The 11,702-nt window shown below is 67.9% G+C and carries 13 protein-coding genes; 8 read left to right on the top strand and 5 right to left on the bottom strand.

The window, feature by feature from the left end; all coding sequences use genetic code 11:
- The first annotated feature begins 56 nt into the window (after positions 1 to 56).
- The 4 genes from metG (at position 57) to ABZ016_RS09535 (ending at position 3,392) form a co-directional block, all read left to right on the top strand.
- A complete protein-coding gene (gene metG / locus ABZ016_RS09550; RefSeq protein WP_356915990.1) occupies positions 57 to 1,673 on the top strand; it encodes a methionine--tRNA ligase in 1,617 nt (538 codons plus the stop codon).
- A gap of 136 nt (positions 1,674 to 1,809) precedes the next feature.
- Positions 1,810 to 2,727 (top strand): hypothetical protein, encoded by a 918-nt coding sequence (locus tag ABZ016_RS09545; RefSeq protein WP_356915989.1) that lies wholly within the window; start codon positions 1,810 to 1,812, stop codon positions 2,725 to 2,727.
- Between the two features lie 13 nt (positions 2,728 to 2,740).
- Complete coding sequence (locus tag ABZ016_RS09540) at positions 2,741 to 3,004, top strand: hypothetical protein (protein WP_356915988.1); 264 nt, start codon at positions 2,741 to 2,743, stop codon at positions 3,002 to 3,004.
- 22 nt (positions 3,005 to 3,026) lie between these two features.
- Positions 3,027 to 3,392 (top strand): PH domain-containing protein, encoded by a 366-nt coding sequence (locus ABZ016_RS09535; protein ID WP_356915987.1) that lies wholly within the window; start codon positions 3,027 to 3,029, stop codon positions 3,390 to 3,392.
- On the opposite strand, the gene ABZ016_RS09530 is transcribed toward ABZ016_RS09535, so the two are convergent.
- Entirely contained in the window at positions 3,389 to 3,601 is a 213-nt protein-coding gene (locus ABZ016_RS09530) for a DUF397 domain-containing protein (protein ID WP_356915986.1), read from the bottom strand. The genes ABZ016_RS09535 and ABZ016_RS09530 overlap by 4 nt on opposite strands.
- The gene (locus ABZ016_RS09525; RefSeq protein WP_356915985.1) at positions 3,598 to 4,437 is read right to left on the bottom strand and encodes a helix-turn-helix transcriptional regulator; all 840 of its coding nucleotides are present in this window, start codon (positions 4,435 to 4,437) and stop codon (positions 3,598 to 3,600) included. The genes ABZ016_RS09530 and ABZ016_RS09525 overlap by 4 nt, the downstream gene beginning before the upstream one ends.
- Before the next feature lie 118 nt (positions 4,438 to 4,555).
- Between ABZ016_RS09525 and ABZ016_RS09520 the strand changes: the two genes are divergently transcribed.
- The 4 genes from ABZ016_RS09520 to ABZ016_RS09505 all read left to right on the top strand — a co-directional run bounded on the left by ABZ016_RS09520 (position 4,556) and on the right by ABZ016_RS09505 (position 7,037).
- Positions 4,556 to 4,993 (top strand): ATP-binding protein, encoded by a 438-nt coding sequence (locus tag ABZ016_RS09520; RefSeq protein WP_356915984.1) that lies wholly within the window; start codon positions 4,556 to 4,558, stop codon positions 4,991 to 4,993.
- A 274-nt stretch (positions 4,994 to 5,267) separates the two neighbouring features.
- Entirely contained in the window at positions 5,268 to 6,170 is a 903-nt protein-coding gene (locus tag ABZ016_RS09515) for a helix-turn-helix domain-containing protein (protein WP_356915983.1), read from the top strand.
- A 52-nt stretch (positions 6,171 to 6,222) separates the two neighbouring features.
- On the top strand, positions 6,223 to 6,834 hold the full coding sequence (locus ABZ016_RS09510) for a Uma2 family endonuclease (protein ID WP_356915982.1): 612 nt from the start codon (positions 6,223 to 6,225) through the stop codon (positions 6,832 to 6,834).
- Positions 6,831 to 7,037, top strand: coding sequence for a hypothetical protein (locus ABZ016_RS09505; RefSeq protein WP_356915981.1), 207 nt, complete (start codon positions 6,831 to 6,833; stop codon positions 7,035 to 7,037). The genes ABZ016_RS09510 and ABZ016_RS09505 overlap by 4 nt, the downstream gene beginning before the upstream one ends.
- A 183-nt stretch (positions 7,038 to 7,220) precedes the next feature.
- On the opposite strand, the gene ABZ016_RS09500 is transcribed toward ABZ016_RS09505, so the two are convergent.
- The 3 genes from ABZ016_RS09500 to aspS all read right to left on the bottom strand — a co-directional run bounded on the left by ABZ016_RS09500 (position 7,221) and on the right by aspS (position 11,609).
- Positions 7,221 to 8,570 carry an MFS transporter gene (locus tag ABZ016_RS09500; protein WP_356915980.1) on the bottom strand — a complete coding sequence of 450 codons (1,350 nt, stop codon included), beginning with the start codon at positions 8,568 to 8,570 and terminating at the stop codon, positions 7,221 to 7,223.
- Between the two features lie 173 nt (positions 8,571 to 8,743).
- Positions 8,744 to 9,727 (bottom strand): intradiol ring-cleavage dioxygenase, encoded by a 984-nt coding sequence (locus tag ABZ016_RS09495; RefSeq protein WP_356915979.1) that lies wholly within the window; start codon positions 9,725 to 9,727, stop codon positions 8,744 to 8,746.
- A gap of 118 nt (positions 9,728 to 9,845) precedes the next feature.
- Positions 9,846 to 11,609, bottom strand: coding sequence for an aspartate--tRNA ligase (gene aspS / locus ABZ016_RS09490; RefSeq protein ID WP_356915978.1), 1,764 nt, complete (start codon positions 11,607 to 11,609; stop codon positions 9,846 to 9,848).
- Positions 11,610 to 11,702: the final 93 nt, after the last annotated feature.

The following is an 11,702-nucleotide window of genomic DNA, read 5'->3' as shown; positions in this document are numbered from 1 at the left end:
TCCACCCCCCGAAACGGATGTGAGTCGATCTCCGACGGACCAGTAGGATTTCGACCATGGCGGCCACTGGATCCGAGAAGCAGGGTGGAAAGGCGTACTACGTCTCCACCCCCATCTATTACGTAAACGACGCTCCTCACCTGGGCCACGCCTATACGACCGTCGCAGGCGACGTGCTCACCCGCTGGCACCGCCAGCGCGGCGAGAAGGTGTGGTACCTCACCGGCACGGACGAGCACGGTCAGAAGATCATGCGCACCGCGGAGGCGAACGGCGTCAGCCCGCAGCAGTGGGCGGACAAGCTCGTCACCGAAGCGTGGAAGCCTCTCTGGGAGCACCTGGAGATCGCGAACGACGACTTCATCCGCACCACGCAGAAGCGGCACACGGACCGCGTCCAGGAGTTCGTCCAGGACCTGTACGACAAGGGCGAGATCTACAAGGGCGGCTACGAGGGCCCGTACTGCGTCGGCTGCGAGGAGTACAAGCTCCCCGGCGAGCTGCTCGACGGCGAGGGTGAGTACGCGGGGCAGAAGCTCTGTCCGATCCACAAGAAGCCGGTCGAGATCCTCAGCGAGGAGAACTACTTCTTCAAGCTGAGCGAGTACGGCGACAAACTCCTCGCCCACTACGAGTCGAACCCGGGCTTCATCCAGCCCGAGTCCGCGCGCAACGAGGTCGTGAACTTCGTGCGCCAGGGCCTGCAGGACCTCTCCATCTCCCGCTCGACCTTCGACTGGGGCGTCCCGGTCCCCTGGGACGACAAGCACGTGATCTACGTGTGGGTCGACGCGCTGCTGAACTACGCCACGGCGGTCGGCTACAACGAGAACCAGGCGAAGTTCGAGGAGACCTTCCCGGCCGACGTCCACCTGGTCGGCAAGGACATCCTCCGCTTCCACGCGGTGATCTGGCCGGCGATGCTGATGGCGCAGGGCCTGCCCCTGCCCGGCAAGATCGCGGCCAACGGCTGGCTGATGGTCGGCGGCGAGAAGATGTCGAAGTCGAACCTGACCGGCATCAAGCCGCAGGACCTGACCTCGCACTTCGGCGTGGACGCGTACCGCTGGTACTTCCTGCGGGCGATCGCCTTCGGCCAGGACGGTTCGTTCTCCTGGGAGGACTTCTCGGCCCGCTACACCAGCGAGCTGGCGAACGACTACGGCAACCTGGCGTCCCGCGTCGCCGCGATGGTCGGCAAGTACTTCGGCGGCGAGCTGCCGGAGTCGACGGCTGACGGTGAGGCGGAGAAGGCGATCCACGAGGGCCTGGCCAAGGCCGTCGCGGAGGCGGACCGCCGGATCGGTGACGACCTGGACTTCCAGGGCGGCATCCTCGCGATCTTCGACTTCGTGAAGCAGGTCAACGGCTACATCACGGAGCAGGAACCGTGGAAGGTGGCCAAGGACACGTCTGACGAAGGCAAGGCACGCCTGGCCACCATCCTCTACACCGCCGCCGAATCGCTCCGCGCGGTCGCCGTCCTCCTGAACCCGGTCATGCCGGAGACCTCCCAGAAGCTCTGGGACTCGCTCGGCGCGGAGACCTCCCTCGGGGGCCTCGCCGACCAGACGATCGGCGAGGCCGGCACCTGGGGCAGGCTCCCGGCCGGCACGACGGTCACGAAGGGCGCGGTCCTCTTCCCGCGCCTGGAGGAGAAGCCGACCGCGTAACCCGCGCCCCGTACCGCAACGCGCCCCGCCCCCGGATCTCACCGGGAGCGGGGCGCGAACGTTTCACCGACCCTCGAAAGAGTGAACGCCTTCCGTCCGCCGGAAATACGGCCTTCAACCCACTTGCCTAGCCCACATGGTCACATCAGCCCATGAAGGCATGCACCGGATCTTCCAGGAGCGGCCTGAGATCCTTTCCCCGGTCTTCGGGGTGCTGGGCATCGCATTCCCTGAGAAGGCGGCCGTCTACGCGATCGGCACCGACGTGACGGAAGCCAGACCCCTGGCACGCCACATCGACACCGTGCTGCGCATCGGCCCGTCCGACGGGGAGGACTTCCTGCTCGCCGTCGAGGCGCAGGAGAGACGCGACACCAAGAAGGAATCGAGCTGGCCGTACTACATCTCCTACCTCCGGACAAAGTACGGCCTGCCCGTTCTCCTGCTCGTCGTCTGCCGCGACCGGGCCACGACCAAATGGGCGACCGGTCCCTTCTCCTGCGGCACGCGCGGCTGGACCGCCCAGATGACGTACCCCTTGGTCGTCGGACCGGACAACCTCCCGGTGATCACCGATCCGCGAACCGCGGCGGAGAAGCCGGCGATGGCCGTGTTCTCCGCTCTGGCTCACGCCAACAGCCCCCACATCGAGGCCATACTGGACGCACTGGGCCGTGCCCTCGCAGGGATGGACTGGAACGCCGCCAGCTACTTCTTTCAGTTTCTCGACTCGGCGTTGGGGGACACCCCCGCCGGAGACAAATGGAGGGACATCGTGACGTTCGTCAACTACTTCCCCGGCCGGGGCACGGTGATGGAGAAGGCCTACCTCGAGGGCGAAGCGAAGGGCGAGGCCAGAGGCGAAGCCAAGGCCATCCTCCGCTTCCTCGAAGCACGGGGCGTCCCCGTCCCCCAGGAGGCCCGGGACCGCATCGCCGGCTGCACCGACCTCGACCTCCTCAATCGCTGGCTGGACCGGACGCCCCACGTGGAGAGCGTCGACCAGCTCTTCGTCGAGGACGCGGGGCCCGCCGCGGACCGGACCGAGACCTGACCATGGGGCGATCATGATCGACGATCCGGACGCCACACCTGGCCGCATCCGGGCCAGGGTGGACAAGCGGCCCGATGCCGAACACGAGGCCGAGGAATGGGTCCTACGGCTCCTTGAGATGCGTGACATCGCGGCACCCAAGGAGGTCTTCCGCCCCCTCTACCTGTGTCCGGACCCGGACACTCTCACTCGCTGTCTCGACCGCGCCATTACGGTGGACACCCCGGAGGAACTGTTCACCCCGGAGCCCGACCACGCCCAGCCGACCGCCCCCTGAGTGGCACACGAGGGAGAGAACGATGGCACTGTTCGGCAACGCACACACCGTGGACCCGCAGTCCGCCCAGCAGGACTACGCCCGCCTCCTCGGCCACGGCGAACAGGTCCACGCCGCGTTCCTGCTGATCCGCGACACCATCCTCTTCACCGACCGCCGCCTGATCCTGATCGACAAGCAGGGCATCACCGGCAAGAAGGTCGAGTACCACTCGGTCCCCTACCGCAGCATCACCCACTTCGCGGTGGAGACGGCCGGCACGTTCGACCTGGACGCCGAACTGAAGATCTGGATCTCCGGCACTCCGGCCCCCATCGAGAAGACCTTCACCAAGGGCGTCGACATCTACGAGGTCCAGGCGATCCTGACCCAGTTCGTGGCCGGCTAACGGCTTTCCACGACGTAGGGCACGAAGTCCGCCCAGGCGCCGGGCGCGATCGAGAGACGAGGGCCATCGAGGACCTTGGAGTCGCGAACGTGCACGGTGCCGGGGGTGACGGCAAGCTCCACACAGGAGTTGCCGTCGTTGCCGCTGCTGTAACTGCTCTTGAACCACGCCAGCTCGGAAGTGTCCCGGGCAGTGGACTTGCGGATCATGTCTCTCCCAGCAGTTGTTCGATGAAGGCCAGCGACTCCCGTGGTGAGAGCGCCTGAGCCCGGATGGTGCCATACCGCAGTTCAAGGATGCGCAGGTGTTTGGGATCGGAGGTCGGCCGACCGTTGAACGCGCCATCGGAGCGGCCCACGGCCGAACCATCCGTGAACTTCAGGAGCTCGATCTTGCCGTCCATACCGGAGTGGGTCTCACAGCTCAACGGCATCACCTGAAGAACGACGTTGTGGAATCCGCCCACCTCCAACAGACGTTCGAGTTGCCGACGCAACACCATTCTGCCGCCGATGGGGCGTCGCAGAGCCGCTTCTTCCAGGACGAAGCTGAGTGCAGGTGCAGGCGTACGTTCGTAAATCGACGCGCGAGCCACGCGCGCGGCCACCATGCGCTCCACCTCGTCCGGCGAATAAGGGGGTTGCATGGCCTCGAACAGCGCCCTCGCATGCCCTGCGACCTGCAAAAGGCCGTTGATGCCGTTGCTTTCGTAGATGCCGACCTCTACTGCCTGCGACTCCAACTTGGCGAGTTCCCGAACCTTCTTCGGATACCGAACCCTCTTCACGTCCTCCCAAGCCGCCGCAACGAGTCCACCCGCTCCCAACACCGCGTCGGCCTTGTCCAGGTACTCCTGGCGGGGAATCCGCTTCCCGCCCTCGACCTTGTAGACCAGGTCCTCCCCGTACCCGACCGCCACCGCGAACTCGGCGGCACGCATCCCCACCGCCTCACGCCGCAGCCTCAACTGCCGCCCCACGGTGGTGATGACAGCCACTCCCCACTCGTCGTCCGGGTCCACTTCCCACCCCGGCTCATCCGCCATCCCACACCCTCCTTCGCACTGCCGACAGCCCGGACAGCGGCCGACAACCCCGGACAGTCACCCTACGTATCAGCACTGTCACTATTCACGGTAAGCACGCACCGCCACGCTCAGTGACGTGAACCAGGAAAAGTCCACCCAACTTCTCTCGCCGACCAACCACTTCAGCGTGCTGCTGTCCCCCACACCACGCGGCGCCCGCCTCGCCCGGCTCCTCGCAACGGAGTGGATGCGCACCCAGGAGATGCCCCACCGCATCACCGAGGCCGCAGAGCACCTCGTCGCCGAACTCGCCGCGAACGCCGCCACTCACGGCCGCCTCCCCGGACGCGACTTCCGTCTCGTGCTCCTGAGCGCCCCCACAGCCCTCCGCATCGAAGTCACGGACACCCGCGCCAACGACCTCCCCCGCCACCGCCGACCAACCCCCGACGCCGAGTCCGGACGCGGCCTCCTCCTCGTCGAGGCCCTCGCCGACCGCTGGGGCGTCGAACTCGGCCCCACACCCCGTAAGACCGTCTGGGCGGAACTCGATCTACCGGTACACACACCGTGACCCGACCACGTGTGCTCCGGTGCGGTCGGCGGTCTCCCCCAAGGACCACGAGAGAGAAAGAAACCCCACCAAGCCCCACCCCTCCCGCCCACGGCGAGCACTCTCACTCCCCCGAGTGAACATCACCAACTGAGCTGGATTTCGCACCGGTTGCCTGCCCTACGCTCAGCGCAACACCAAGCGGCACGAACAACCCCAGACAAGCAACGGCCCTCGCCGGGACTGACATTCCCAAGGCGAGGGCCTGACCACCAAGGAAGTAAGCGGCTTCCCGATGGACACCCAAAACACTAGCGTGCGCCCGCACGCCCAGTCCCGTAACAGCGGCAAAAACCACCCGCACCGGCACAGCAACGGGCGCGCCCACTCCGGCGGTGGCGTCATCCACGACAACACCCGCCACACCACCCGCTTCACGGTGATCGGCAACCACCTCACGCAGCACCCCGGCCTGTCGCTCCTCGCGATCGGACTGGCCTGCCACATCCAGTCGCTGCCCACCGGCGCCGGCGTCGACATCAAGTCCCTCGCCGCACGCTTCCCCGAAGGCCCGACCCGGATCGCCGCCGCCCTGCGCGAGCTGGAGACCCACGGCTACCTGCGCCGCACCCGCGAACGCACGCCGACCGGCCGGATCATCACCCGCACCGTCTCCTGCAACCAGCCCGGCGCCCACCGCGACCGCGACACGACCGGAGCGCCCCCGCCCAAGCCCCCCGCTCGCCCAGCGGCCCCCACCCCACACCCGAAACCCACCCGACCCCGGGCCCTCCCCGCCGTACCGAAGCCCGCGTACAGCTCCCCCGCCCTCCTCCAGACAGCCACCGAAGTCCTCGCCGGCCTCCGCCGCACGGACCCCCGCCTGCTCCTCTCCGCCACCGACGCCGAACACCTCGCCCCGGGTGTCGCCGCCTGGCTGGAACGGGACCTCACCCCCACCGCCGTACGCCACGCCCTGACCAGCGACCTGCCACCGGAGCCCCTGCGCCGCCCGGCCGCCCTCCTGGCCCACCGCCTCACCGCCCAGCTCCCACCCCTGCCGCCGTACCGCACGCCCGAGCAGCCACCGGCCACCCGATATCCCCTCCAGAACTGCGAGGGCTGCGACCGGGCCTTCCGCGCTCCGGCCCCCGGCCGCTGCGGCGACTGCCGATCCGTTCTCCCCGGAGGCGCCTAGCATGAACGTGACGATCCTTGCCCCTGGGCACAGACGACGAGGAGCGAGCGCCATGACCATCGCCCCGGAGAACGCGCGGCAGGGCGCCTCCCACCTGTACCGGGTCATGCGGGATTTCGTTCAGTCGGCGGACGACAACCTCCCCGGCAAGTTCGAGATCACCAAGGAAGGAATCGTCCTCGACATGATGTCGCCCATGAAGCCGCACGAACTCACCGTGCTGCGCGTCCGGAAGCGCCTGGAAAAGGTGATGCCGGACGAGATCGTGGCCCACACGGGTGAGCCCGACGTGGAGGACGAACCTGAGGGCATCATGCGTCGGCCCGATGTGATGGTGATCGCCGAGGCGGAGATGGAGGGGGAGGGTTCCTTCGACCCACGGTCGCTCGTCGCCGCCGTGGAGGTCGTCTCCCGCTCCAACCCGGACAACGACTGGGTCACCAAGATGCGCGACTATCCCCTGATGGGCATCCCCGTCTACGCGATCTTCGACCCCCGCACGGGCGAGGGCGCAGTCCTCACCGACATCCACACCACCCCCGACGGCCCCCGCTACGCCACCCGCAAGGACTTCGTCTACGGCGAGGACGTCACCATCGCCGACTGGACGATCTCCACCGAGGCCCTGCCGCGCTACGAAGGCGAAGGCGCTCAGCAGCAATGACTCCGGCCGACCACGGACGCGAGCTGATCCCCCGCCCGGAACAGACCCCGGACGCCCTCCGCGCGGCCCTCGCCGTAGTCGCCCCGGGTCGCCTGAACGAGATGCAGGCCACGAAGGACGACGCCTTCGCCAAAGCGGTCGAGTGGCAGTCTCTGAGCCCGGTGCGAAGCTGGGTCCTCACCTGGGCCGGAAGCGCTGCGTGAGCTGAGCGGCGTCCTGGACGAAGCCATGAAGGCAGTACGCGGTTGAGCCGGCAGTGGGAATACGCCTTCGGAGCCGAGGAAACCTGACGGCCACCACGACAGAGGACCTCTTCACCGCGGGGTGGCCCTCCCAAGAGCACAGGCCCGCCCCCGGCAAGGGGACGGGCCCTCGATCCGCTCAGGTCAGCGCGCCTCCCCCGCGACCGGCTCCCCCGCAACCACCGCGGTCTTACCACCCGGCCCCGCCTGAGCCCCCCGGTTCGTATGCCGCACGAACGCCACCCCCACCACCGCCAGAATCGACGCCGCGGACAGCGTGTACAGCCCCCCGTTCGTGCTGCCCGTCGTGTCCTTCAGGTACCCGAACAAGGTCGGCGACACGAACCCGCCCAGGTTTCCGAGGGAGTTGACCAGGGCCAGCCCCGGCGCCGCGATCTTCAGGTCGAGGCCCGACTGGGCCATCGGCCAGAACAGGGTCGCCGCGCATTTGCCGCCCACCGCAGCCAGCGTGAGGGCGACGAGGCCGAACCAGGGGGAGCCCAGGGTGGCGAGGAACGTGCCGGTGGCGGAGAGGACCAGGGCGATCGCCAGGTAGGGGCGACGGTCCGGGGCGCGGTCCGTGAAGTGGCTCATCGTGTACATCGCGATCACGGCGCAGATCCAGGGGATCGCCGACAGCAGGCCGATCTGGAAGGGCGACAGGCCGCCGATCTCCTCCACCAGGCTCGGCAGCCAGAACGTGATCGCGTAGCCGGTGAGCGCCATCGCGAAGAAGACCGCCGTCAGGACGGCGACCTGCGGGTGGAAGATCAGCTTCAGTCGCGACACCGACGGGGCACGGTCACGCGCCTCCTTGTCCCGCGCCACCGCCTCGCTCAGCGCGTCCTTCTCCTCCTGCGTGAGCCACTTCGCGTCCTGGATCCGGGAGACGAGGAAGAACCCGGCGATGAAGCCGACCAGGATCGAGAAGGCTCCCTCCAACGCGAACATCCAGCGCCAGCCCGCGATACCGCCCGCGCCGTGCAGCTCCAGGAGCGCGCCGGTGATCGGGCCCGTCACGATGTACGCCGTCGCCGAGCCTCCCAGGAAGATCGCACTCGCCCGGCCCCGGCTGGAGTCCGGCAGCCACTGCGTGAAGTAGAGGAGCACCCCGGGGAAGAAGCCGGCCTCGGCGACACCGAGCAGGAAGCGCAGGCCGTAGAACATCCACACGTTGTGGATGAAGCACATCGCCACGATCACCGCACCCCAGGTGATCATGATCCGGGTCAGCCAGACCCGCGCGCCGAACCGCTCCAGCCACATGTTGCTGGGCACCTCGAACAGCGCGTAGCCGATGAAGAACAGGCCCGCCCCGAGCCCGTACGCCGTGGCGCTGACCCCGACGTCGGCCCGCAACTCGTCCTGGACGAAGCCCACGTTCGTCCGGTCCATCTGGTTGACCAGCAGCATCAGGACCAGGATCGGCAGCATGCGGCGCAGGAACTTGCCCACCGCCCGCTGCTCGGCCTCCGGTATGGCGGCTTCTGACATCGTTGTCTCCCTTGCTGTGCACATACGTGAACAGCAATCACGTACGCGTTCTCGAAGGGACCTTATGGAGGCCCGTCTTCCGGGTCAACGGATTGAGCAGAAGTACATGTATGTGAATGCGGGGCGGACAACCCGTAGGTGCCCGCCCCGCATTCACGTCCCGCTCGGCTCGCTCAGCCCGCAGACGCCGATGCCGACGCCGACGCGCCCGGCTGGACCGCGCTCTCCGTGCCCTCGTGCGTCGCCTCGGGGTCGACGCCCATGGTGAGGGTGGCCGTCACGCCCTTGGCGATGGCGCTCTTCTTGTACTTGAGCTTCAGCAGACCGCCCTCGGTGCCGTTACCGGGGTAGATGGTGTCCTCGTCGAGGGTGGTGCGGGTCGTGGTGTTGGTGGAGTACGGCTCGACCTCGGCGGAGGCCAGCACGGACTCCTCGTCGAAGAAGAGCTGGCCGGTGTGGCAGGTCGTGCCGCCCTCGTAGCCCGCGTCGGTCCAGGTGCCGCCCACGTGCACCTTGGTGTGGATGTGCACGCAGCGGCCCTGGTACCAGCCGGGGAAGACCGTGCGGAACTCGGCCTCGCCCTTCTTGTCCGTCCGCCACGTGCCGCGCAGGTAGCGCTCGTCGTCGGTGGGCTCCTGGTGGCCTCCGCCACCGCCACCACCGCCGGGGGGCGGACCCGTGGGCGTGCCCGTCGGTGTACCGGAGGGCGGCGTACCGCCTCCGCCACCTCCGCCGCCCCCGCTGCCCATGTCCTCATACCCGGAGTACACGCCCAGCGCGTTGCAGTGCCAGATGTCGACCGCGGCGTTCGCGAGGGGCTTGCAGGTCTCGGCGTCGATCACCTTGAGGCGCAGGGTGAGCGGGATGCCCTCCTGGTCCTCGGTGACGTCCCTGCGGAGCTTGTCCGCGTCGATGTAGTAGGGGCCCTCGGTGGTCTCCGAGGTCAGCTTGTAGCAGGCCTCACCGGAACTCGCGGTGGCCTTGCCCGCCGCGGCCTTCCCCTTGGCGGCTGCCGTCTCCTCCCCGGCGAACGCGCCCGCCGCGAACGTACCGCCGACGCCCGCCGCCACCACCGCGCCGGCGCCCGCGGCGACGACCTTACGGCGTGTCAGATCCCGTTTGTGCTTCGGCCCTTCGGCCGTTTCCTGTCCCGTCATGGGAAGGGAAGTTAGGGACCGCGCCTGTCAGGAGCCTGGGTAAGAGCTGGGTGAGAGCCCAGCGTACGAAAGTGGCCCGGAACCGACGCCGGTTCCGGGCCACTCACACAGATACGCCCTACTTGGGCTGCGGCCGCCGCACCGACAGGTGCAGCTCCTTCAGCCGCGCCTCCTCCAGCTCCGTCGGCGCGCCCATCATCAGGTCCTGGGCGTTGCCGTTGAGCGGGAAGGAGATGGTCTCGCGGATGTTGGGCTCGTCGGCGAGCAGCATCACGATGCGGTCGACGCCCGGGGCGATGCCGCCGTGCGGCGGGGCGCCGAAACGGAGGGCGCGCAGCATGCCGGCGAACTTCTCCTCGACCGTGTCGCGGTCGTACCCGGCGATCTCGAAGGCCTTGAGCATGATCTCCGGCTCGTGGTTCCGGATCGCGCCGGAGGACAGCTCGACGCCGTTGCAGACGATGTCGTACTGCCAGCCGAGGACGTCCAGCGGGTCCTGGCTCTCCAGGGCCTCCAGACCGCCCTGCGGCATGGAGAAGGGGTTGTGCGAGAAGTCGATCGCGCCGGTCTCCTCGTCCTTCTCGTACATCGGGAAGTCGACGATCCAGCAGAACCGGAAGACGTTCTCCTCGAAGTGCCCGGCGCGCTTGGCGGCCTCGACCCGCACCGCGCCCATGATCTTGGAGACCTCGTCGAACTCGCCCGCGCCGAAGAAGACCGCGTGTCCGGCCGCCAGCGACAGGCGCTTGGTCAGCTCGGCGACGTTCTCCTCGGTGAGGAACTTCGCGATCGGGCCGGACAGCGAGCCGTCCTCGGCGACACGGACCCAGGCCAGGCCCTTGGCGCCCTGCGAGACGGCGTAGTCGCCGAGCTGGTCGAAGAACTTGCGGGGCTGGGCGGAGACGTCCGGCACCGGCAGGGCGCGGACGTGCTTGCCGGCGAACGCCTTGAACTCCGAGCCCTCGAAGATGTCGGTGATGTCGACGAGTTCGAGCTGGGCGCGCAGGTCGGGCTTGTCGGAGCCGTACTTCAGCATCGCCTCGCGGAACGGGATCCGCGGGAACGGGGAGGTGACGTGCCTGCCGCCGCCGAACTCCTCGAAGAGCTCGGTCATGAGCTTCTCGACGGGCCGGAAGACGTCCTCCTGCTCGACGAAGCTCATCTCGATGTCGAGCTGGTAGAACTCGCCCGGCGAGCGGTCCGCACGCGCGTCCTCGTCACGGAAGCAGGGCGCGATCTGGAAGTAGCGGTCGAAGCCGGAGATCATCAGCAGCTGCTTGAACTGCTGCGGGGCCTGCGGAAGGGCGTAGAACTTGCCCGGGTTCAGGCGGGAGGGGACGACGAAGTCGCGGGCGCCCTCGGGGGAGGTCGCGGACAGGATCGGCGTCGCCATCTCGTTGAAGCCGAGGGCGACCATCTTCGAGCGGATCGAGGCGATCACCGATGACCGCAGCATGATGTTCTTGTGCATGCGCTCGCGGCGCAGGTCCAGGAAGCGGTACTCCAGGCGCCGCTCCTCGTTGACGCCGTCCTCGGTGTTGATCGTGAACGGCAGCGGAGCGGCGGCACCGAGCAGTTCGACCTCGCCGACCTCGACCTCGATCTCACCGGTGGGGAGCTCGGGGTTGATGTTCTCGGCGCCCCGGGAGACGACCTTGCCGTCGACGCGGACGGTCGACTCCTTGGAGAGCTTGTCGAGAGCCTCGTAGGAGGGGGTGCCGGGACGGGCCACGAGCTGCGTGATGCCGTAGTGGTCGCGCAGATCGATGAAGAGGATGCCGCCCAGGTCGCGCCGATTGTGCAGCCAGCCACTCAGCCGGACGTCGCTGCCGACGTCAGAGGAGCGGAGCTCGCCGCAGGTGTGGGACCTGTACCGATGCATCGTCGTTCATCCAGTCTTCGCTGATCGGGGTCTGTGTTTCACGTGAAACTCGTCCCCAGCGTACCGGGCAGGCGATGATCGACTCTCCACAGT

This window comes from Streptomyces sp. NPDC006372 (assembly GCF_040612515.1).
Lineage (GTDB): Bacteria > Actinomycetota > Actinomycetes > Streptomycetales > Streptomycetaceae > Streptomyces.
The sequence above is the reverse complement of the archived record's forward strand: the minus strand, read 5'-3'. Positions and strand labels throughout refer to the sequence as shown.

What these genes read in the sequence shown, in the direction of transcription:
- ABZ016_RS09540 (WP_356915988.1), top strand. Translation starts at nt 2,741, where the DNA reads ATGATCGACGATCCGGACGCCACACCTGGCCGCATCCGGGCCAGGGTG.
- ABZ016_RS09515 (WP_356915983.1), top strand. Translation starts at nt 5,268, where the DNA reads ATGGACACCCAAAACACTAGCGTGCGCCCGCACGCCCAGTCCCGTAAC.
- ABZ016_RS09530 (WP_356915986.1), bottom strand. Translation starts at nt 3,601, where the DNA reads ATGATCCGCAAGTCCACTGCCCGGGACACTTCCGAGCTGGCGTGGTTC.
- ABZ016_RS09505 (WP_356915981.1), top strand. Translation starts at nt 6,831, where the DNA reads ATGACTCCGGCCGACCACGGACGCGAGCTGATCCCCCGCCCGGAACAG.
- aspS (WP_356915978.1), bottom strand. Translation starts at nt 11,609, where the DNA reads ATGCATCGGTACAGGTCCCACACCTGCGGCGAGCTCCGCTCCTCTGAC.
- ABZ016_RS09510 (WP_356915982.1), top strand. Translation starts at nt 6,223, where the DNA reads ATGACCATCGCCCCGGAGAACGCGCGGCAGGGCGCCTCCCACCTGTAC.
- ABZ016_RS09500 (WP_356915980.1), bottom strand. Translation starts at nt 8,570, where the DNA reads ATGTCAGAAGCCGCCATACCGGAGGCCGAGCAGCGGGCGGTGGGCAAG.
- ABZ016_RS09535 (WP_356915987.1), top strand. Translation starts at nt 3,027, where the DNA reads ATGGCACTGTTCGGCAACGCACACACCGTGGACCCGCAGTCCGCCCAG.
- ABZ016_RS09545 (WP_356915989.1), top strand. Translation starts at nt 1,810, where the DNA reads ATGGTCACATCAGCCCATGAAGGCATGCACCGGATCTTCCAGGAGCGG.
- ABZ016_RS09525 (WP_356915985.1), bottom strand. Translation starts at nt 4,437, where the DNA reads ATGGCGGATGAGCCGGGGTGGGAAGTGGACCCGGACGACGAGTGGGGA.
- metG (WP_356915990.1), top strand. Translation starts at nt 57, where the DNA reads ATGGCGGCCACTGGATCCGAGAAGCAGGGTGGAAAGGCGTACTACGTC.
- ABZ016_RS09495 (WP_356915979.1), bottom strand. Translation starts at nt 9,727, where the DNA reads ATGACGGGACAGGAAACGGCCGAAGGGCCGAAGCACAAACGGGATCTG.